The sequence below is a fragment of the Streptomyces sp. BK340 genome (genome assembly GCF_007827595.1).
In the GTDB taxonomy this organism is placed as follows: domain Bacteria; phylum Actinomycetota; class Actinomycetes; order Streptomycetales; family Streptomycetaceae; genus Streptomyces.
The window spans coordinates 55484-75107 of record NZ_VISR01000040.1 but is presented as its reverse complement, the minus strand read 5'-3'; the positions used below and the strand labels follow the sequence as shown (position 1 = coordinate 75107).

Annotated in this window: 21 protein-coding genes and 1 tRNA gene; 15 read left to right on the top strand and 7 right to left on the bottom strand. The window is 71.6% G+C overall.

The genetic code is table 11. The annotated features are described in order from the left end of the window. Positions 1-217 precede the first annotated feature (217 nt). The 3 genes from FB157_RS43400 to FB157_RS43390 all read right to left on the bottom strand — a co-directional run bounded on the left by FB157_RS43400 (position 218) and on the right by FB157_RS43390 (position 3929). The gene (locus FB157_RS43400) at positions 218-877 is read right to left on the bottom strand and encodes a response regulator transcription factor (RefSeq protein ID WP_315903872.1); all 660 of its coding nucleotides are present in this window, start codon (positions 875-877) and stop codon (positions 218-220) included. Between the two features lie 341 nt (positions 878-1218). Continuing rightward, positions 1219-2583 carry a sensor histidine kinase gene (locus FB157_RS43395; protein ID WP_145886763.1) on the bottom strand — a complete coding sequence of 455 codons (1365 nt, stop codon included), beginning with the start codon at positions 2581-2583 and terminating at the stop codon, positions 1219-1221. A 152-nt stretch (positions 2584-2735) separates the two neighbouring features. Then, entirely contained in the window at positions 2736-3929 is a 1194-nt protein-coding gene (locus FB157_RS43390; protein ID WP_145886761.1) for a sensor histidine kinase, read from the bottom strand. A gap of 220 nt (positions 3930-4149) precedes the next feature. On the opposite strand from FB157_RS43390, the gene FB157_RS43385 reads away from it, so the two are divergent. The 12 genes from FB157_RS43385 to FB157_RS43330 all read left to right on the top strand — a co-directional run bounded on the left by FB157_RS43385 (position 4150) and on the right by FB157_RS43330 (position 15592). Continuing rightward, on the top strand, positions 4150-4566 hold the full coding sequence (locus FB157_RS43385; protein ID WP_145886759.1) for an NADH-quinone oxidoreductase subunit A: 417 nt from the start codon (positions 4150-4152) through the stop codon (positions 4564-4566). Next, positions 4557-5189: an NADH-quinone oxidoreductase subunit B gene (locus FB157_RS43380; protein WP_145886757.1), complete on the top strand. Its 633-nt coding sequence runs from the start codon at positions 4557-4559 to the stop codon at positions 5187-5189. Before FB157_RS43385 ends, FB157_RS43380 begins: the two co-directional genes overlap by 10 nt. Next, positions 5186-6454, top strand: a complete 1269-nt coding sequence (locus FB157_RS43375; RefSeq protein WP_145886755.1) for an NADH-quinone oxidoreductase subunit C — start codon at positions 5186-5188, stop codon at positions 6452-6454. The genes FB157_RS43380 and FB157_RS43375 overlap by 4 nt, the downstream gene beginning before the upstream one ends. After that, a complete protein-coding gene (locus FB157_RS43370; RefSeq protein ID WP_145886753.1) occupies positions 6451-7419 on the top strand; it encodes a complex I subunit 1 family protein in 969 nt (322 codons plus the stop codon). Before FB157_RS43375 ends, FB157_RS43370 begins: the two co-directional genes overlap by 4 nt. After that, complete coding sequence (locus FB157_RS43365) at positions 7419-7970, top strand: NADH-quinone oxidoreductase subunit I (RefSeq protein WP_145886751.1); 552 nt, start codon at positions 7419-7421, stop codon at positions 7968-7970. Before FB157_RS43370 ends, FB157_RS43365 begins: the two co-directional genes overlap by 1 nt. Then, positions 7967-8611, top strand: coding sequence for an NADH-quinone oxidoreductase subunit J (locus FB157_RS43360; protein WP_145886749.1), 645 nt, complete (start codon positions 7967-7969; stop codon positions 8609-8611). Before FB157_RS43365 ends, FB157_RS43360 begins: the two co-directional genes overlap by 4 nt. Beyond that, entirely contained in the window at positions 8611-8997 is a 387-nt protein-coding gene (gene nuoK / locus FB157_RS43355) for an NADH-quinone oxidoreductase subunit NuoK (protein ID WP_145886746.1), read from the top strand. Before FB157_RS43360 ends, nuoK begins: the two co-directional genes overlap by 1 nt. Further along, complete coding sequence (locus tag FB157_RS43350) at positions 8994-11015, top strand: NADH-quinone oxidoreductase subunit L (protein WP_145886743.1); 2022 nt, start codon at positions 8994-8996, stop codon at positions 11013-11015. Before nuoK ends, FB157_RS43350 begins: the two co-directional genes overlap by 4 nt. Before the next feature lie 6 nt (positions 11016-11021). Then, positions 11022-12596, top strand: a complete 1575-nt coding sequence (locus tag FB157_RS43345; protein WP_145886741.1) for an NADH-quinone oxidoreductase subunit M — start codon at positions 11022-11024, stop codon at positions 12594-12596. After that, complete coding sequence (locus FB157_RS43340; protein WP_186581941.1) at positions 12593-14128, top strand: NADH-quinone oxidoreductase subunit N; 1536 nt, start codon at positions 12593-12595, stop codon at positions 14126-14128. Before FB157_RS43345 ends, FB157_RS43340 begins: the two co-directional genes overlap by 4 nt. A gap of 211 nt (positions 14129-14339) precedes the next feature. Then, positions 14340-15203 carry a zinc metalloprotease HtpX gene (gene htpX / locus FB157_RS43335; RefSeq protein ID WP_145886739.1) on the top strand — a complete coding sequence of 288 codons (864 nt, stop codon included), beginning with the start codon at positions 14340-14342 and terminating at the stop codon, positions 15201-15203. Then, positions 15200-15592, top strand: a complete 393-nt coding sequence (locus tag FB157_RS43330) for a YccF domain-containing protein (RefSeq protein WP_145886737.1) — start codon at positions 15200-15202, stop codon at positions 15590-15592. The genes htpX and FB157_RS43330 overlap by 4 nt, the downstream gene beginning before the upstream one ends. 29 nt (positions 15593-15621) lie before the next feature. Here the strand turns inward: FB157_RS43330 and FB157_RS43325 are convergent, their stop codons facing one another. Continuing rightward, entirely contained in the window at positions 15622-16899 is a 1278-nt protein-coding gene (locus FB157_RS43325; protein WP_145886735.1) for an APC family permease, read from the bottom strand. 155 nt (positions 16900-17054) lie between these two features. On the opposite strand from FB157_RS43325, the gene FB157_RS43320 reads away from it, so the two are divergent. Beyond that, complete coding sequence (locus tag FB157_RS43320) at positions 17055-17321, top strand: GlsB/YeaQ/YmgE family stress response membrane protein (protein WP_145886733.1); 267 nt, start codon at positions 17055-17057, stop codon at positions 17319-17321. Between the two features lie 76 nt (positions 17322-17397). On the opposite strand, the gene FB157_RS43315 is transcribed toward FB157_RS43320, so the two are convergent. Continuing rightward, positions 17398-17886, bottom strand: a complete 489-nt coding sequence (locus FB157_RS43315; RefSeq protein ID WP_145886731.1) for a YajQ family cyclic di-GMP-binding protein — start codon at positions 17884-17886, stop codon at positions 17398-17400. Positions 17887-18098: 212 nt separating this feature from the next. Here FB157_RS43315 and FB157_RS43310 point away from each other — a divergent pair. After that, a tRNA-Tyr gene (locus FB157_RS43310) sits at positions 18099-18180 on the top strand. Positions 18181-18355: 175 nt separating this feature from the next. Here FB157_RS43310 and FB157_RS43305 read toward each other — a convergent pair. Continuing rightward, complete coding sequence (locus FB157_RS43305) at positions 18356-18523, bottom strand: hypothetical protein (protein WP_261386929.1); 168 nt, start codon at positions 18521-18523, stop codon at positions 18356-18358. 281 nt (positions 18524-18804) lie between these two features. Between FB157_RS43305 and FB157_RS43300 the strand changes: the two genes are divergently transcribed. Continuing rightward, the gene (locus FB157_RS43300; RefSeq protein WP_145886729.1) at positions 18805-19053 is read left to right on the top strand and encodes a hypothetical protein; all 249 of its coding nucleotides are present in this window, start codon (positions 18805-18807) and stop codon (positions 19051-19053) included. A gap of 135 nt (positions 19054-19188) precedes the next feature. Here the strand turns inward: FB157_RS43300 and FB157_RS43295 are convergent. After that, on the bottom strand, positions 19189-19624 hold a 436-nt coding region (locus FB157_RS43295; protein ID WP_145886789.1), incomplete at its 5' end, for a tetratricopeptide repeat protein.

Sequence of the window (19624 nt, the reverse complement as noted above, 5' to 3'; positions counted from 1 at the left end):
TACGTCGGTTAGGGTCGCCTTCCCGTGGCCATCCGCGGACGGGTGGCTCTTCGGGACGGCTGGTCGCGCTGACTTCTCATGATTTCCCGTATCACTGGAGCATCGCTCAAGACGCTCCTCGCGTATTTCCCGGTTGTCTCCTGCGGCCTCCCACCCGGACGTCCGGTCTCCACAGAAGCCGGACGGACTGACACGCTGCTGACACAGTGTCAGCCCGTTACGAGTTCAGGTAGGTGAGAACCGCCAGAACACGCCGGTGATCGCCGTCACTCTGGGAGAGCCCGAGCTTCAGGAAGATGTTGCTGACGTGCTTCTCCACGGCCCCGTCGCTGACCACCAGCTGCCGGGCGATCGCCGAGTTCGTCCGGCCCTCCGCCATCAGTCCCAGCACCTCGCGCTCACGCGGGGTGAGCCCGGCGAGCACGTCCTGCTTACGGCTGCGCCCGAGCAGCTGGGCGACCACTTCGGGGTCCAGCGCCGTACCGCCCTCGGCCACCCGCACCACGGCGTCCACGAACTCACGCACCTCGGCGACCCGGTCCTTGAGCAGATAGCCCACGCCCCGGCTCGAACCGGCCAGCAGTTCGGTGGCGTAGCGCTCCTCCACGTACTGCGACAGCACCAGCACCCCGAGCCCGGGGTGAGCCTTGCGCAGCCGTACGGCCGCCCGGACGCCCTCGTCGGTGTGCGTCGGCGGCATCCGTACGTCCGCCACCACCACGTCGGGCAGCGTGCCCTGCGCGTCCAGGTCGGCGATGGTCTTGATCAGCGCCTCCGCGTCCCCGACGCCCGCCACGACATCGTGCCCGCGGTCGGTCAGCAACCGGGTCAGGCCCTCCCTGAGCAGCACCGAGTCCTCGGCGATGACGACCCGCACCCTGTCCTCCACGATCTCCCGGCCCCCCACAGCCCGACCTTCCGACGGCGTCCTGTACGAAGGTCCAGCATTCCAGCATTCGGGCCGTCGCGCGCAGGAGCTGGGGAATCGGGGGATGTCGCAGGAGGCCGTACCGCGGTCGAAGTGCGCCCTCAGGCCCGCCGGAGCGGCTCGCGCCCCTGAAGCACGCCGGGGCAGCCGGCGCCCTCAAGCACGCCGGGGCGGCTCGCGTCTCAGGCCTGCCGGGGCAGCCGGCACCCTCAGGGCCGCCGGGGCGGCTCGAGCTCCAGCGCGCGCCGGAGTCACCCGCACTCTCGCGCCCGCCGGCGGCACCCGCACTCTCACGCCCGCCAGGGCAGCTCGGCGATCACCCGGGTGGGGCCGCCGGCCGGTGAGTCCACCACCAGGATCCCGTCCACCGCGTCCAGACGGCCCGCCAGGCCCGCCAGGCCCGAGCCCCGGGTCGCGTCCGCGCCGCCCACCCCGTCGTCCACCACCTGGAGCATCAGCCGGTCCTCCGCGTGCCACACGTCGACCGAGGCGGAGCGCGCCCGGCTGTGCTTGCTGATGTTCTGCAGCAGCTCGGAGACGGTGAAGTAGGCGATGCCCTCGATGGCGGGGGCCGGCCGGGCCGGCAGGTCGACCTCCACCCGCACCGGGACCGTGCAGCGGGAGGCGACCGAGGAGAGGGCCGCGTCCAGGCCCCGGTCGGTCAGTACGGCCGGATGGATCCCGCGCGCGAGGTCACGCAGCTCCTGCAGGGCCGTCTTCACCTCGCCGTGGGCCTCCTCCACCATCCGGGCCGCCGCCTGCGGGTCCTCCCGCAGCTTCTCCTTGGCCAGGCCCAGATCCATGGCCAGGCTCACCAGCCGGGCCTGCGCCCCGTCGTGCAGGTCCCGCTCGATGCGGCGCAGATCGGCGGCCGCCGTGTCCACCACGACCCCGCGGTCCGACTCCAGCTCCACGACCCGCGCCGAGAGCCGCGACGGACCGAGCAGCCCGCGCACCAGCAGCCCGTCCACCGTGGTCAGCCCCCGTACGACCCAGGGCGTGGCCAGCGTGAACAGCAGGCCGACCAGCGCGGTCACGGTGATCTCGAACGGGTTGTCGAGGTAGACGCTGTGCTGCGCGTCGCCGTACAGCTGCAGACCGCCCTGGCCGCCGTACATCGGGAACACCCAGAACCACAGCGGGTACGTCAGCAGCGCCCAGCCGTACGCCCAGAAGTTCACCGCCACGACGAACGAGAACAGCGACCAGGGGAACTGCAGCAGCGTGTACAGCAGATGCCGCCACGACGTGCCGCTCTTCAGCACCGCGCCCATCCACGCGAACGCACCCTGCCGGCGCGCCCGCAGCGGCTCCGGGTCGGCCACCTCCAGGCGCAGCAGCGCACGCGCGCGCGTGCGCTCCAGCGCGCCGAAGCCGCGGCAGCTCGCGAGCGCCGCGGCCAGCACGGGGATGCCGAGGAAGGTCACCAGCAGGCCCGCGCCGAGCGCCACCATGGTGACCGTCCAGCTGAACAGCACGGCCGAGATCGGCAGGCTCAGCAGCACGTAGCCGAACTCGCGCCAGCTGCGCGCCTCGAACGGTGCCCGCAGCGCGGCGGGCAGCAGGTGGCGGCGCTCCCCGTCGGGGGCGGGGAAGCCGGATCCGGCCGGGTGCCCGTGTCCCCGCCCGTACTCCTGTCCGTACTCCGTGGCCATCGGTGTCGTCCCGTTCTCCTCGTCCTGGCGGCGTGCTGCCGTGACTCCCAGCCTGGTGCGCGGCGCCTTCCCGGGCCATGGAGGCCGTCGGCCTCTTGGGCCGGGGGTTTTCCCCACCCTCCGGGGCGTGCCGGGTGCGCCGGGCCGTGCGCCTACTCCTTGCGGTCCCGCCAGGGCAGCTCCGCCGTGACCACCGTCGGGCCGCCGGCCGGCGAGTCGACCACGAACAGGCCGTCCACCGCGCCCAGCCGCTCCGCCAGTCCCCGCATCCCGCTGCCGCCCTCCAGAGTGGCGCCGCCGCGGCCGTCGTCCCGGACCTGGATGAGCAGCCGGTCGTCCGAGCGCCACACCTCCACCGAGGCCGAGCGCGCCTGGCTGTGCTTGCTGAGGTTCTGCAGCAGCTCGGAGACGGTGAAGTAGGCGATGCCCTCGATGGCGGGGGCCGGTCGGGCCGGCAGGTCCGCCGTCACCTTCACCGGGACCGTGCAGCGGGAGGCGACGGAGGAGAGGGCCGCGTCCAGGCCCCGGTCGGTCAGTACGGCCGGATGGATCCCGCGCGCGAGGTCACGCAGCTCCTGCAGCGCGAGCTTCACCTCGCCGTGCGCCTCCGCCACCATCGCGGCGACGTGCTCGTCGGCCCGGCCCTCCCGCAGCTTCTCCTTGGCCAGACCGAGGCCCATCGCCAGGTTCACCAGCCGGGCCTGCGCCCCGTCGTGCAGGTCCCGCTCGATGCGGCGCAGATCGGCGGCCGCCGTGTCGACCACGATCCCGCGGTCCGACTCCAGCTCCGCGATGCGGCGTTCCAGCTCGTCGGAGGGCGACAGCAGCCCGCGCACCATCGCCCGGTCCACGTTGGCCAGTCCACGCGTGATGAACGGCAGCACCGGCCACAGCACGAACAGCGAGGCCAGCACGAGGGCGAAGGTGAGGATCCCCCAGGGCAGCCGGATGAAGTCGTACAGCAGCGTCCGCCAGCCCACCGGGTCCTTCAGCGCCAGCCACAGCCGCTGCATCGGCCCCCCGCCCCTGGCGATCGGCAGTGGCGTCGGCTCCTCGACCCGCACCCCGAGCAGCGCCCGGGACCGGAGCCGCTCCAGCTTGCCCAGCTGCCGGGCGCCCAGCAGACAGACGGCCAGCAGCGGGAGTCCGATCACCGTGAGGGTGAGTACTCCGCTGACCAGCACCACGGTGAACACGTAGGTGAAACCGAGCAGCGCCACCGGCAGGTTCAGCAGGAGATGCGCGATCTCCTTCCAGGTGTGCGGGCCGAGGGCGAACCGCGCCGGAGGCAGACGGTCGGGGCCGTCGGTCCGGTCGGCGGCGGAGGCGGGAGCGGGAGCGGTCATACCGGCCAGCCTGCCGTGCCCGGCACCCCTTGCGCCATGCGGTCCACCGCCCCCGTTCCCGGGGGAAAACCCCACCCTCCGCACGGTCCCCACATCTCACGGTGTGACGGGCTGCTTACCGTGTCTTTATCAGGGCCTAGACTCCCGTGCGTACAGATCCTCGAATCACGTTGCATCACAGGGTTCACCAAGTCACGAGGTCAGGGAGCGAGGGCGGACGGTGCGGGAGACGTTGGGGCACTCGACGATCGCCGCGGCGGACGTCGCGGCCGGCTACTTCCGGTCCTATTCGGTCGTGGGACTGCTCGCCCTCATCGGCGTGCTCTTCGTCGCGGTCGCGTTCGGCGCCGGACGGCTGCTGCGCCCGGTCGTGCCCACCCCCGAGAAACTGCTGACCTACGAGTGCGGGGTCGACCCGGTCGGCGAGGGCTGGGCCCACACCCAGGTCCGCTACTACGTCTACGCCTTCCTGTACGTGATCTTCGCGGTCGACTCGATCTTCCTGTTCCCCTGGGCGACGGTCTTCGCCGCCCCCGGCTACGGCGCGACGACCCTGGTGGAGATGTTCATCTTCCTCGGCTTCCTCGCCGTGGGCCTGCTGTACGCCTACAAGAAGGGGGTCCTGACATGGACGTGAACCCGTCCGGTGCGGAGCCTCTCCTGCTTCCCGAGCCGAAGCGGCTGGGCGCCCTCGCCCGGCTCGCGCCCGAGCCCATGAAGGTGGTCCTGAACTGGGGCCGCCGCTACTCGCTGTGGGTGTTCAACTTCGGCCTCGCCTGCTGCGCGATCGAGTTCATCGCCGCGTCGATGGCCCGCCACGACTTCATCCGCCTCGGTGTCATCCCCTTCGCGCCGGGCCCCCGCCAGGCCGACCTGATGGTCGTCTCCGGCACGGTCACGGACAAGATGGCCCCGGCCGTGAAGCGTCTGTACGAGCAGATGCCGGAACCCAAGTACGTCATCTCCTTCGGCGCCTGCTCCAACTGCGGCGGACCGTACTGGGACTCCTACTCGGTCACCAAGGGCGTCGACCAGATCATCCCGGTCGACGTGTACGTCCCCGGCTGCCCGCCGCGGCCCGAGGCGCTCCTCCAGGGCATCCTCAAGCTCCAGGAGAAGATCGCCCGCGAGTCGCTGGAGGAGCGGTACGCCTCGCACCGGCCGTCCACCGCCGCCCTGCAGAGCGGCCTGGTGAAGCCCCCGGCGCCTGCTTCGGCCCCGGCTTCGGCTCCGGCCTCGCCCGAGGAGGGCGCGCGATGAGCACGGTCGGCTGGCTGCCCGCCCCCGCCGAGGAGCTCTTCGGCCCGCAGGCCACGGCCGAGGAGTCGTACGAGGTCCTGACGGTGGACGTCCCGCCGTCCTCCTGGCTCACCGCCCTGGAGACGGCCCGTACGACCCTGTCCTGCACCTACTTCGACTGGCTGAGCGCCGTCGACGAACCGGGCACGGGCTTCCGCGTCTCCGCCCACGTCGTCGCCCTCGCGCCGGTCCGCCGCCTGCTCGTGCGGACGACGGTCCCGCACGAGGCGCCGAAGCTGCCTTCCGCCGTCGGCGTCTACGCGGGCGCGGCCTGGCACGAGCGCGAGACCCACGAGATGTTCGGCGTCGACTTCGAGGGCCACCCGGGCCTGGAGCACCTCCTCCTCCCGGAGACCTTCGAGGGCCACCCCCTGCGCAAGGATTTCGTCCTCGCCGCCCGTGTGGCCAAGGCCTGGCCCGGCGCCAAGGAGCCGGGCGAGTCCGAGCACGGTGGCCCCAAGCGTCGCCAGATGCTCCCGCCGGGCGTCCCGGACCCGAACGAGTGGGGCCCACTGAAGGGCCAGCTGCCGCCTGCCCCGGCCCGTCCGGCCCGTCCGGCCCGCGCGGCTGGGGAGCGGCCGGCCCGCGTGGCCGGAGAGCGCGCCGCGGCCGGCGAGCGTCCGGCACGACGGACGCGTACGGCGGCGGAGGGCTCGGCCAGCCAGGCATCCGACCAGGCCGCAGAGACTGCGGCTGGAGCGGCTGGAGCGGCTGGAGCGGCTGGAGCGGCTGGAGCGGCTGGAGCGGCTGGAGCAGCCGGGGCGGCCGGGGCGGCCGGGACCGGTGGTGCTGCCGCGCGGCCGCGTCGGACGAGGAGCGCGAGCGAGGGCTCGGCGAGCCAGGTGGCGGCCGGGGCTGAGGCGGAGGCACCGGCAGGTCCGCGCCGCGCGCGCAGTGCCTCGGAGGGCTCGGCCTCCCAACACACCCCGCGCAGCTCGGACGCCCCCTGGCACCACGCGCGCCCGGCGTTCGAGGACCAGCAGAAGCCGGAGCAGGCGCCGGAGGGCGAGCAGGCACCCGACGAGAACCGGGCCCCCAAGGCGCCCGAAGCACCTCAGGCGCCCGAGGGCCCCAAGGCGCCCGAAGCACCTCAGGCACCCGAGGCCCCGAAGACACCTGAACCCCCCAAGGCGGCCGGGGACCGGAGCACCTCCGACAGCTCTGACGCCCCCCGCAGCTCTGAGACCCCCGAAACCCCCGACGACCCCACAGGAGGCCCGCAGTGAACGACGCGCTGGACGTCGCCCTGCGACTCGTGGCCGTGTTCGTCGTCTTCCTGACCTTCCCCCTCATCGTCGGCCAGACCGAGCACAAGGTGATGGCCCACATGCAGGGCCGCCTCGGCCCGATGTACGCGGGCGGCTTCCACGGCTGGGCCCAGCTCATCGCCGACGGCGTGAAGTTCGCGCAGAAGGAGGACGTGGTCCCGGCGGGCGCCGACCGCCGCGTCTTCCAGCTGGCCCCCGCCGTGGCCCTGCTGCCGTACCTGCTCGTGCTGCTCGCCATCCCGATCGGGCCGAGCGAGGGAGCGGTCGGCCAGGTCCTGGACGCGGGTATCTTCTTCGTGCTCGCGGTGATGGGCGTCGGCGTCCTCGGCTCGCTCATGGCCGGCTGGGCCAGCGCGAACAAGTTCTCCCTGCTCGGCGGCCTGCGCACGGCCGCCCAGCTGCTCGCCTACGAACTCCCGATGCTGCTCGCCGCGGCCTCCGTGGCCATGGCGGCAGGCACCGTCTCCCTGCCGGGCATCGTGCACGCCTTCCACTGGTGGTGGCTGCCCTGGCAGATCGTGGGCGCCGTCGTGTTCTTCGTGGCCGGCCTCGCCGAACTGCAACGCCCGCCCTTCGACATGCCCGTCGCCGACTCGGAGATCATCTTCGGCGCGTACACCGAGTACACCGGTCTGCGCTTCGCGCTGTTCCTGCTCGCCGAGTACGCCGGAATCATCGTCCTGTGCGCTCTGACCACCGTCCTCTTCCTGGGCGGCTGGCACGGCCCCTGGGGCGCCGACGGCCTGGGCTGGCTGTGGACCCTGCTGAAGACCGCGATCCTCGCCTTCGTCGTCATCTGGCTTCGCGTCACCTACCCCCGCCTGCGCGAGGACCAGCTCCAGAAGCTCTCCTGGACCCTTCTCGTCCCCCTCTCCCTCGCCCAGATCGCCCTCACCGGCATCGTCAAGGTGGTGATCTCCTAATGGCCCCCATCCCTGGCTCCGGCCTGGCCAAAGGCCTGGCCGTCACCCTCCGCACGATGACGAGGAAGTCGGTCACCGAGCAGTACCCGGACGCCCAGCCCGAACTGCCGCCCCGCACCCGCGGGGTCATCGGCCTGTTCGAGGAGAACTGCACGGTCTGCATGCTGTGCGCCCGCGAGTGCCCGGACTGGTGCATCTACATCGACTCCCACAAGGAGACGGTCCCGCCGGCCGCCCCCGGCGGCCGCGAGCGCAGCCGCAACGTCCTCGACCGGTTCGCCATCGACTTCTCCCTGTGCATGTACTGCGGTATCTGCATCGAGGTCTGTCCTTTCGACGCGCTGTTCTGGTCCCCGGAGTTCGAGTACGCCGAGACCGACATCCACGAACTCACCCACGAGCGCGACAAGCTCCGCGAGTGGATGTGGACCGTCCCCGCCCCGCCCGCCCTGGACGCGGGCGCGGAGGAGCCGAAGGAGATCGCCGCCGCCCGCAAGACCGCCGAGAAGCTGGCCGCCGCACAGGCCGAACCGCAGGAGGGGGAGTCGTGAGCCTCGCCGCAGCCCAGCACGGCTTCCTGTCCCCGACCGGTGTCGAGATCGCCTTCCTGCTCGTCGGCCTGGTCACCTTCGGCGCGGCCCTCGTCACCGTCACCACCCGACAGCTGGTGCACGCCGCCCTGTGGCTGGTGGTCACGCTCGGCGGCCTCGCCGTCGAGTACCTCCTGCTCACCGCCGAGTTCATCGCCTGGGTGCAGGTCCTCATCTACGTCGGCTCCGTCGTCGTCCTCCTCCTGTTCGGCCTGATGCTCACCAAGGCCCCCATCGGCCGCTCCCCGGACGCCGACTCCGGCAACCGCTGGATCGCCCTCGCCGTCGCGGTGGCCGCCGCCGGCGCCCTGGTGTGGGTGGTCGCCGACGCGTTCCGCACGACCTGGATCGACCTGACCGGCCCGGCCGCCGGCACCACCAGGGTCACCGGCGAGAGCCTCTTCCAGAACTGGGTCCTGCCCTTCGAGGCCCTCTCCGTCCTCCTCCTCGCGGCCCTGGTCGGCGCGATCGTCCTGTCCCGCAAGGCGAAGGCGGACACGGCCTCCGGCACGACGGGCCAGGCCTCCGGCACCCCGGCCACGGCCTCCGGCGTCCCGGCCACCGCGGTGACCGTCCCCGGCGACAAGGAAGGCGCGCGCTGATGCACCTCGTCTATCCCGCCGTTCTCTCCGCCCTCCTCTTCTGCACCGGCCTGTACGGCGTCCTCGCCCGCCGCAACGCGATCCTGGTCCTGATGTCGGTCGAGCTGATGCTCAACGCCGTCAACCTCAACCTGGTCGCTTTCGACGTCTGGCTCAGCCGGGCCGCCGCGGAGACCCTGCACTCCGGTCAGGCGCTGACCCTGTTCACCATCGCCATCGCCGCCGCCGAGATCGGCATCGGCCTGGCGATCGTGCTCGCCGTGTACCGCAACCGCGGCACCTCCGACATCGACAAGCTCCGCGACACCGCCGAGGGCCACGGCGACGACACCGACGGCCCCGGCACCGACACCCCCGCGGCCGAGAAGGCTGAGGCCACCGCGTGACCACGACCACCCTCGCCGTCCTCGTCCCCCTCCTGCCGTTCCTGGGCGCCGCTGCCGGCCTGCTGCTGGGCCGTACCGCCCCCGGTTTCGTCCGCCCGCTCGCCGTACTGCCGGCCCTGGCCGCGCTCGTGCTGGCCGCGCTGGTCGCCGTACGCCAGGGCGGCGGCCCGCCCATCGCGGCCCACACCGAGCTGACCCCGACCGGTTCGGTGCCGATCGAGCTGTCCCTGGACATCGACGGCTTCGCCGCGCTCGTCGCCGTCCTGGTCGCCTTCGTCGCGACCTGCGTGCAGATCTACTCGACGGGCTACCTGCGCGACGACCCGCGCTACCCCTCGTACGCGGCCCTCGTCTCCCTGTTCACCTCCGCGATGCTCGTGGTCGTCTACTCCGGCGACCTGATCGTGCTGCTGGTCGGCTGGGAAGTCATGGGCATCTGCTCCTACTTCCTGGTCGGCCACTACTGGGAGACCCCCGAGGCCCGCGCCGCCTCCCTGAAGGCCTTCCTGGTCACCAAGCTCGGTGACGTGCCGTTCCTCATCGGCCTGTTCGCCCTGGGCACGGCCGCCGGCTCGTTCCAGATCACCCGCGTCCTGGGCGCCGTGGCCGGCGGCGGCATCGACCACCCGACCCTGGTCGCCCTGCTGCTGCTCGCGGGCGTGGCCGGCAAGTCGGCGCAGTTCCCGCTGCACACCTGGCTCCCCGACGCGATGGCCGGCCCGACGCCCGTCTCGGCGCTGATCCACGCCGCGACGATGGTCGCCGCCGGTGTCTACTTCGTCGCCCGTCTCCTCCCGGTGTTCGAGGCGTCCCAGGCCGCGATGGTGGTCCTCGCCGTCATGGCCGCCGTCACGATGACCGGCTCCGGCCTCGCCGCGCTCGCCCAGGACGACATCAAGCGCGTCCTCGCCTACTCGACGATCGGCCAGCTCGGCTACATGACCGGCGCGCTCGCCGTCGGTGACCGCGGTGCCGCCGTCTTCCACCTCCTGTCGCACGGCGCCTTCAAGGCGCTGCTGTTCCTCGCGGCCGGCGTGATCATCCACGCCGCCGGCACCAACTCGCTGGCCGCCATGTCCCGCATGAGCCACCTGCGCGACCGCGTCCCGGACGCCTACTGGACGATGACCGTGGCGCTCCTCGCGCTCGCCGCCGTCCCTCCCTTCAGCGGCTTCTTCTCCAAGGAGTCCGTCCTGGGCGCCGCCGAGCACGTGGCCACCGGCCACACCGGCCACGCCCCCGGCGCGGCGGGCTGGACCGTCCTCGTCGCCGGTCTGCTCACGGCCCTGCTCACCGCCGCCTACGCCACGCGCCTGTGGCTGCTGGCCTTCCGCGGCAAGGGTGCCGAAGCCCCCGACCACGGCCGCCAGCCGCTCACGATGACCGTCGTACTGTGGGTGCTGGCCGTGCCGTCCCTGGCCTTCGGCGGGCTCGCCTACCGCTCGCTGCCCGCCTGGTTCGACGGCCGCGACCTGACCCCGATGCTCCTCACCTCCGTCCTCGGCACCGGCCTCGCCCTGGTCGGCGGGCTCGTCACCTACGGCACTTGGCAGCGCACCCGCGCGCTCGCCGCCCGCGTCCCGGCAGCGCCCGCGCCCTCCTTCGAGTGGGAGAGCCTCCAGGGCGAGGCCGCCGCCCACCCGGAGGGCGACGCGAGCCTGGTAGAGGCCCACGCCCTCGCCGACCACGGGCCGGCCTACGGCGAACTCGCCCACGCGCCCGACCCCGGCCGGCTGCTGCTCGGCCCGCTGTACCGGCACGCTGCCGTCGGCTTCCACCTGGACGCCGTCTACTCGGTGCTGTTCGTCCGCCCGGTGCAGGCCGGAGCGAGCCTCGTGCGGTTCCTCGACAGCGCGGTCGTGGACACCTACGTACGCGGTGCGGCCGCCCTGCCCCGGCTGCTCGGGGCAGCGGTGCGGCGTGCGCAGACCGGCAATGTGCAGACCTATGTGAGCGCGCTGCTCGCCGGTGCCGTCGTCCTGACGGTGACCGTCCTCCTCGTCGCCACGGGAGCGTGAGCAGGCGTGATCGATATCAACGAGTCCGTGATGCAGTTCCTTCTGGCGTTCGTCGTCGTCGGACCGCTCCTCGGGGCGGTCGCCGCTCTCCTGCCGGCACCGCCCGGGCTGAAGGGGAAGTCGCCCGGGCAGGCCGTGCTGCGGCACGGCGTGACGGTGACCGGCGCGATCCTCGTCGCGGCGATCGTCCTCGCGCTCGGCTTCGACCACGACCAGCCGTCGAAGATGCAGGCCACGACCGACATCAGCTGGATCCCCGCACTCGACGTGCGGATCCACCTCGGCATCGACGGCATCTCCCTCCCCCTTCTGGTCCTGACCGCGCTGCTGACCTTCCTCTGCGCGCTCTACTCGTACTTCAAGCCGCCGGCGGGCCCGTCCCCGAAGGCGTTCGTCGCTCTGGTGCTCCTGCTCGAGTCCGGCACCCTCGCGACCTTCGCCGTCCTCGACCTGCTGCTGTTCTTCCTCGCGTTCGAGATGGTGCTCATCCCGATGTACTTCCTCATCGCCCGCTGGGGTGGCGAGGGCCGGACCCGGGCCGCGTGGAAGTTCATCCTGTTCACGCTGCTCGGCTCCGTCGTCATGCTGCTCGGCCTGCTCCTGATCGGAATCAAGGCGGGCACGTTCGACATGGTGGCACTCGCCACTGACAACGGCCGGTCGCTGACCACATCCGTGCAGGTCATCGCCGTTCTGGCGATCGGGATCGGGCTCGCGGTCAAGACGCCGATGTGGCCGCTGCACAGCTGGCTGCCCGACGCCCACACCGCCGCCCCGACCGTCGGTTCGGTCCTGCTGGCCGGCGTCCTGCTGAAGATGGGGACGTACGGATTCGTCCGGATCCTGCTGCCGATCGCGCCGGACGGCTTCCGCACCTTCGCGCCCTACCTCGCCGCGTTCGCCGTCGTCGGCATCATCTACGGGTCCCTGGCCTGCCTGGCCCTCGCCAAGCAGGGCGCGAAGGGCGACCTGAAGCGGCTGATCGCCTACTCCTCCGTCGGCCACATGGGCTTCGTCCTGCTGGGCATCGCCACCATGACCCCGACCGGCGTGAACGGCGCCCTCTTCGCGAACATCGCCCACGGCCTCATCACCGGCCTCCTGTTCTTCCTGGTCGGCGCGCTCAAGGACCGCACCGGCAGCACCGACCTCGACACCCTCGCCGAGGAGACCGGCGCCGCGCTCTACGGCAAGGCCCCGCGCCTCGGCGGACTGCTCGCCTTCGGCGCCGTGGCCTCGCTCGGCCTGCCCGGACTCGCCGGGTTCTGGGGCGAGATGCTGGCCCTGTTCGGCGCTTTCAACCCCGCCGCCGACCTCAGCCGGCCCGCGTTCCTCACCTTCATGGCGATCGGCGCGTTCGGCACCCTGCTGACGGCCGCGTACATGCTGATCGTGGTCCGCCGGGTCTGCATGGGCGCCGTACGGCAGGACATGCCGAAGCTCGCGGACGTCCACGGCTACGAGTTCGCGGCCTGGACCCCGCTCGTCGCCCTCACCGTCGTCGCCGGACTGTGGCCGAGGGTCCTGCTCGGCCTGACCGACCCGGCCGTGCAGCAGCTCCTCGCAGGAGGCACCCGATGAGCGCCCTGGCCCAGCCGCTGGCCCAGTCCACGGTGCAGTCCGTGGTCCAGTCCGTCGACTGGCTCGCGATCGCGCCGCCCACCATCGCCGCGGTGGTCGGGCTCGCCGTCCTCGTCGCCGACCTGTTCGTCCCCGAGGCGCGCAAGCCCCTCCTCGGCTGGATCTCCGTCGCGGGCCTCGCCGCGGCCACACTGATGCTGCTGCCGCTGCTGGACGGCGACCGCAGCACCTTCTGCCTGCCCGGCGACGCGAGCGTGTGCAGCTACACGGCCGACCACTTCACCCTGGTCATCCAGTTCCTCGCCCTCGGCGGCGCCCTACTGGCCGCCCTGATGTCGGTGACGAACCTCAGGGACGATCACCAGCGCGTCCCGGCCGGGGAGTTCTGGTTCCTGCTGCTGTCCTCCGCGGCCGGCGCAGCGCTGCTGCCCGCCTCCCGCGACCTGGCCACGCTCATCGTGGCCCTGGAGGTCGCCTCCCTGCCCGCCTTCGCCCTCGTCGGCATCCGGCACGGCGACAAGCGGTCCTCCGAGGCGGCCCTGAAGTTCTTCCTGTCCTCGGTCACCGCCACCGCGGTCAGCCTGATGGGCATCAGCTTCGTCTACGCCTCCACCGGCACCCTCTACCTGACCCGGATCGCCCAGCGGATCCAGCACGTCGACGGCCGGCTCGACACCCTCGTCCAGACCGGTGTCGTCCTCACCCTCGTCGGCTTCGCCTTCAAGACCGCCGCCGTCCCGTTCCACTTCTGGGTGCCCGACACCTACGTGGGCGCGCCGCTACCCGTCGCCGCCTATCTGTCGGTCGTCGGTAAGGCCGTCGGCTTCTCCGGCCTGATCCTCGTCACCGTCGTCGCCCTCCCGTCCTACGCCGACGTCTGGGGGCCCGCGCTCGCCGCGCTGGCCGCCCTCACCATGACCGTCGGCAATGTCGGTGCCCTGCGCCAGCAGGCCACGCGCGCGTACAGCGCCGTACGCCTGCTCGCGTGGTCCTCGGTCGGTCAGGCCGGCTACCTCCTGGTGCCGATCGCCGCCGCCGCGTACGTCAAGGACGGCCAGAAGGCGATCGGCTCCACGGTCGCGTACGCCCTGATGTACGGCGCCGTGAACCTCGGCGCCTTCGCCGTGGCCGCCCTGGTGGGCCGTACGAAGTCCCTGAACCGGATCAGCGACTACCGGGGCCTGTACGCGTCCAACCCGGCCGGAGCCCTCCTCCTCGCGTTCTTCCTGCTCTGTCTCGCCGGACTGCCGCCGGGCGTCATCGGCCTGTTCGCGAAGGTGACCGTGTTCGCGTCGGCCGTCGACGCGGGCCTGGGCTGGCTCGCCGTGGTCATGGCCGTCAACGTGGTGATCGCCCTCTTCTACTACCTCCAGTGGACGGCCCTGCTGTTCCGCGCCCCCGAGGGCGCCCCCGCGCGGCACCGGGTCCCGGCGCCCCTCACCGCGGCGCTCGCCCTCACCGGAGTCGTCGGCGTGGTCCTCTCCGGCGCACCCCAGCTGGTCCTGCGCTTCGCGGCCACCGGACTGTTCTGAGGACGCGCACGCGCGCGTGGGGCACCCGCGATCCCACGCGCGCGGCGAGGCGCAAGAGGCGCACGGAAGGACGTAAGAGCACGTCACCCGTGCGGCCGACGTGCCCAGACGTCCGCTCAAGGGAACTTGGGGCCGCCGCCTGGCGTTGACCAGAACGGGAGGGTCCACTGGACCAAAGGGTTCCCCTGCTGCACGACTTGGAGGGCGTACCGTGCACCGCCGGCACAACGGGCTCAGGACCGCCGTACTCCTCGGGGGACTGTCCGCACTCATCATCGTCATCGGCAGCTTCTTCGGCCGTACGGGACTGATCGTGGCGGTTCTGGTCGCGCTGGGCACGAACGCCTACGCGTACTGGAACAGCGACAAACTGGCGCTCCGCGCGATGCGCGCCCGCCCGGTGAGCGAGTTCGAGGCTCCCGCGCTGTACCGGATGGTCCGCGAGCTGTCCACGCAGGCCCGCCAGCCCATGCCCCGCCTGTACATCTCCCCGACGGAGGCACCCAACGCCTTCGCGACCGGCCGCAACCCGCGCAACGCGGCCGTGTGCTGCACCGAGGGCATCCTGCGCCTGCTCGACGAGCGCGAGCTGCGCGGCGTCATCGGCCACGAGCTGAGCCACGTCTACAACCGCGACATCCTGATCTCCTCCGTGGCCGGCGCCCTCGCCTCGGTGATCATGTTCCTGGTCAACTTCGCCTGGCTGATCCCGGTCGGCCGCTCGGACGACGACGACGGCCCGGGCCTGCTCGGCCTGCTGTTGATCATGATCCTGGGCCCCATCGCCGCCTCCCTCATCCAGCTGGCCATCAGCCGCTCCAGGGAGTACGAGGCGGACGCCTCGGGCGCCCAGCTCACCGGAGACCCGCTGGCCCTCGCCGGCGCCCTGCGCAAGCTGGAGGTCGGCACCCAGCAGCTCCCACTGCCGCCCGAGCCCCGGATCGAGACCGCGAGCCACATGATGATCGCGAACCCCTTCCGCGCGGGCCAGGGGCTGTCCAAGATGTTCTCCACGCACCCGCCGATGGCGGAACGCATCGCCCGGCTCGAGAAGATGGCAGGTCACCACCAGTGAAGACCATCCTGAACGTCATTTGGCTCGTTCTGAGCGGCTTCTGGCTGTTCCTCGCCTACCTGCTCGCCGGCGTGCTGCTGTGCATCACGATCATCGGCATCCCGTTCGGCATCGCCGCCTTCCGCATCGGCGTCTACGCCCTGTGGCCCTTCGGGTACACCACGGTCGAGCGCCGGGACGCGGGCGCGCCCTCGTGCGTCGGCAACGTGCTGTGGCTGATCCTGGCCGGCTGGTGGCTGGCCCTCGCCCACATCACCACCGGCATCGCCCTGTGCCTGACGATCATCGGCATCCCGTTCGGCATCGCCAACTTCAAGATGATCCCGGTCTCCCTGCTGCCGCTGGGCCGCGAGATCGTCCGCACGGACGAGCCGTTCGCGGCCCGCTGACCCAGGGCCTGCCGGTCAGGTCAACACACCTAGCGCCCGGAAGCCTCGTCGGCCGTGCCGGAGCGGTGCCCCGCCCACCACCGTCGAACGCCGTAGGCCGCCACGCCCACGGCCAGCACGCCCGCCCCGACGGCGACCGAGGCCGACGGGAGGGCGAACGCCAGCGTCGCGCAGCCGAGCAGCCCCACGGCCGGCACGAGGCGTGCCGACAGGGCCGGACTCAGCGTCCAGGCGGAGGCGTTGGCCACGGCGTAGTAGGCCAGCACGCCGAACGAGGAGAAGCCGATCGCGCCGCGCACGTCCACCGTCGCGGCCAGCACGGCGACCACCGCGCCGACGGCCAGCTCAGCCCGGTGCGGGACCTGGAACCGTGGATGCACGGCGGCCAGCGCCCGGGGCAGATGACGGTCGCGGGCCATCGCGAGCGTCGTCCGGGACACTCCGAGGATCAGCGCGAGCAGCGACCCCAGCGCGGCCACCGCGGCCCCCACCCGCACCACGGGCGCGAGACCCGGCGCCCCGGCCGCACGCACCGCTTCGGCCAGCGGCGCCGCCGCGTGCCCCAGCCGGTCCGGGCCGAGGACGGCGAGCACGGCCACCGCCACGGTCACGTAGACGACCAGCGCGATTCCGAGCGCCAGCGGAATGGCACGCGGAATGGTGCGCGCGGGATCCCGCACCTCCTCGCCCAGAGTCGCGATGCGCGCGTACCCGGCGAACGCGAAGAACAGCAGACCGGCGGCCTGCAGCACCCCGCCCACACCCGACGACACCCCGATGCCGAGGCGCCCGGCATCGGCCTCCGCGGAGGTCAGGCACACGACCACCACACACGCGAGGACGGCCAGCACCACGGCCACGATCACCCGCGTCAGCCACGCCGACTTCTGGATGCCCCCGTAGTTCACCGCAGTCAGGGCCACCACGGCCGCCACCGCCACCGCGTGCGCCTGCGCCGGCCACACGTACGCCCCCACGGTGAGCGCCATGGCCGCGCAGGAGGCCGTCTTGCCTACCACGAACGCCCAGCCGGCGAGATAGCCCCAGAACGGGCCCAGCCGCTCCCTGCCGTACACGTACGTGCCGCCGGAGGCCGGATAGAGAGCGGCCAGGCGGGCCGAGGACATGGCGTTGCAGTAGGCCACCACGGCCGCGACGGCCAGACCGATCAGCAGCCCCGGTCCGGCGGCGCGCGCGGCCGGACCGAGGGCGGAGAAGATACCGGCCCCGACCATCGAACCGAGGCCCACGATCACGGCGTCCCGCACGCCCAGGGTGCGGCGCAGGCCGGTGTCGGAGGTGGTCATGCGCCGCACCCTACTGATCTCCGCAACCGCGTGGTGGACCGGTGGCGTCCTCTTCATCGACACGGCACGAACACGCGCGCTACGGACAGCCGATCCTCACCGGATTCTCAAGGGCCGGACAGTGCGGACACAGCGCGGGAGGGCAGGTTCACGGCATGAGCATCATCGGTTGGATCATCCTGGGGCTTCTGGCCGGAGCCATCGCCAAGGTCCTGCTGCCCGGCCGCGACCCGGGCGGCTTCATCGGTACGACCCTCATCGGCATCGCGGGCGCGTTCATCGGCGGCTGGATATCGGCGCGCTGGCTGGACCACCCGGTCAGCAAGCACTTCTACGACGGCGCGACCTGGGCCGCGGCGATCGGCGGCTCGCTCGTGCTGCTGATCCTCTACCGCATCCTGTTCGGCAACTCGCGCGACTGACGGACGCGCGCCACGGGCGGAGAAAGGGTGGGCACCTCCGGGTGCCCACCCTTTCCGCACGTCTCCCGCCGGTGTCCTACCGGTAGTTCACGAACTGCAGCGCGAAGTCGAAGTCCTTGCCCTTGAGCAGCGAGATCACGGCCTGCAGGTCGTCGCGGCTCTTGGAGGTGACGCGCAGCTCGTCGCCCTGGACCTGGGCCTTCACGCCCTTCGGGCCCTCGTCACGGATGATCTTCGCCACCTTCTTCGCGTTCTCCTGGGAGATGCCCTCCTCGATGGACGCGAAGATCTTGTACTCCTTGCCGGAGAGCTGGGGCTCGCCCGCGTCCAGCGCCTTGAGCGAGATGCCGCGCTTGATCAGCTTGGACTGGAAGACGTCGAGGACAGCGTTGACCCGGTCCTCGGAGTTCGCCTCCATGAGGATCTTGTCACCGGACCACGAGATCGAGGCACCCACGCCCTTGAAGTCGTAGCGCTGCGAGATCTCCTTGGCGGCCTGGTTGAGGGCGTTGTCGACCTCCTGCCGCTCGACCTTCGAGACGATGTCGAAACTGGAGTCGGCCATGTCCTGTGGCTCCTTGTATCGGGTGCGAATCGGGTGCGTGGCGGCGGCCGCCTAGCCCGGTGTGGAACCGGGCCGCATCCGCACCAGCCTAGCCACCCGGCGACCTGAGGGGCGCCGATGAATCGGGTGGCGAAGCACCCCTCGGCATCGGGTATTGTTTACGTCGTTGCCAGGGAGCACCGCCGAAAAGCGGTTCGAAGGGCAGCAACCCCGGCGGTGTGCCCGAGCGGCCAAAGGGAGCAGACTGTAAATCTGCCGGCTCAGCCTTCCCAGGTTCGAATCCTGGCGCCGCCACACTGGGGATAACCCCCTCCGAACAGCCAATACGGCAGGTCGGAGGGGGTTTCTTCGTTCCCGCCCTCCGTTCGATTCGGCTTCGGATTCACCGGGCGTGTCTCACCCTGTCCCGCCCGAATCCCACCTCTGATCAGCGCGTGTCCCCCCCAGGCGTCCCCCGGGGGAGACCCCCTCACTCCGGCTCGTTCCACTCCCGAAGCGCCGCGTCGATCCGGCTGTTGGCCCGTTCGCGGGTCTGGTCCAACACCTTGGCGTACACCCGGTGCAGGACCGCGATGCCGTGGCCGGCCCAGCGGGCGCACTCCGTCGCGTCCACACCGGAGCTGAGCCAGATGGACATCCCGCGTGGCGAAGGCCGTACGGTCGGCGAGCCGGCAACGAGGCGGCCTCGACTGTGGCCCCTTCCGGAGGGCCTGAAGCATCGTCCTGCCGGGCCGTCCCTGGGCCGCCCGAGGTCACTCGACGGCGACCGGCAGTGACAGAGGAGCCCACAGTCGCCAGTAGCGAAACCCCAGATCACAGCCCGCCGACCACACGGGTCACCGCACGGCCAGACCTCAGGCAGGACGGCCTGTTTCTCGCCATGCACCGGCAGTTGGCGTGCCGATTAGAGTGCCGCGCATGACCGCTTCTCCTGATCAGGTCAACAGCAGAGAAGACCTGGCATCTTTCGTCCGTTCACTGCACCGCAGCCACCTCGCAGAGGGCGATTCGTGGGAGAACGCAGACCTGGCTGGATTCCTCGAGGCCCTCGCCGCATGGATCGGCGACGCGGACGGCTGGTACAGCAACGCCGGGCGCGAGCTGGCCGCCGGCGGCGACTGGGGCTTCTTCGCACGAGCCCTTCGAGCGGCAACCATTTACGAGTAGTCGTCCTGAAAACGGCGTAGTGCAGGGCGGTGAGGAGCGGAGCCCGTCGAGGGCAACCGTAGGCGTACGCCCATGCTCCGCAACCCATGTGCCCAGCCCGTCAGGCTCGGGAACGGTGTCGGATCCCGTCAGCCTTCAGGCGCGGGGGGTCTCTCTCGCCTTCTCCCGCCAGTAGGCGAGCTGCCTGCGGGTGGTCAGGGTGTGGGGGTGGTCTTCACCTTGCACTCGAACTTGGTCGGGCAGTAGCTGCTCGTACGCGGCTGCGGCGCCAGCCGCGTCTCCCGCCTGCCCCCGCCAGTAGGCGAGCTGGCTGCGGGTGTTCAGAGTGTCGGGGTGGTCTTCACCTTGCACTCGAACTTGGTCGGTCAGTAGCTGCTCGTACGCGGCTGCGGCGCCGGCCGCGTCACCCGCCTGCCCCCGCCAGTAGGCGAGCTGGCTGCGGGTGTTCAGAGTGTCGGGGTGGTCTTCACCCTGCACCCGCACTCGGTCGGTCAGTAGCTGCTCGAATGCGGCTGCGGCGCCGGCCGCGTCTCCCGCCTGCCCCCGCCAGTAGGCGAGGTAGCTGCGGGTG

Bases quoted from the DNA above. Each gene is read 5' to 3' on its own strand.
- FB157_RS43395 (WP_145886763.1), bottom strand. From the start codon at position 2,583: ATGGCCACGGAGTACGGACAGGAGTACGGGCGGGGACACGGGCACCCG.
- FB157_RS43390 (WP_145886761.1), bottom strand. From the start codon at position 3,929: ATGACCGCTCCCGCTCCCGCCTCCGCCGCCGACCGGACCGACGGCCCC.
- FB157_RS43380 (WP_145886757.1), top strand. From the start codon at position 4,557: ATGGACGTGAACCCGTCCGGTGCGGAGCCTCTCCTGCTTCCCGAGCCG.
- FB157_RS43375 (WP_145886755.1), top strand. From the start codon at position 5,186: ATGAGCACGGTCGGCTGGCTGCCCGCCCCCGCCGAGGAGCTCTTCGGC.
- FB157_RS43365 (WP_145886751.1), top strand. From the start codon at position 7,419: ATGGCCCCCATCCCTGGCTCCGGCCTGGCCAAAGGCCTGGCCGTCACC.
- nuoK (WP_145886746.1), top strand. From the start codon at position 8,611: ATGCACCTCGTCTATCCCGCCGTTCTCTCCGCCCTCCTCTTCTGCACC.
- FB157_RS43340 (WP_186581941.1), top strand. From the start codon at position 12,593: ATGAGCGCCCTGGCCCAGCCGCTGGCCCAGTCCACGGTGCAGTCCGTG.
- FB157_RS43325 (WP_145886735.1), bottom strand. From the start codon at position 16,899: ATGACCACCTCCGACACCGGCCTGCGCCGCACCCTGGGCGTGCGGGAC.
- FB157_RS43320 (WP_145886733.1), top strand. From the start codon at position 17,055: ATGAGCATCATCGGTTGGATCATCCTGGGGCTTCTGGCCGGAGCCATC.
- FB157_RS43315 (WP_145886731.1), bottom strand. From the start codon at position 17,886: ATGGCCGACTCCAGTTTCGACATCGTCTCGAAGGTCGAGCGGCAGGAG.
- FB157_RS43305 (WP_261386929.1), bottom strand. From the start codon at position 18,523: ATGTCCATCTGGCTCAGCTCCGGTGTGGACGCGACGGAGTGCGCCCGC.
- FB157_RS43300 (WP_145886729.1), top strand. From the start codon at position 18,805: ATGACCGCTTCTCCTGATCAGGTCAACAGCAGAGAAGACCTGGCATCT.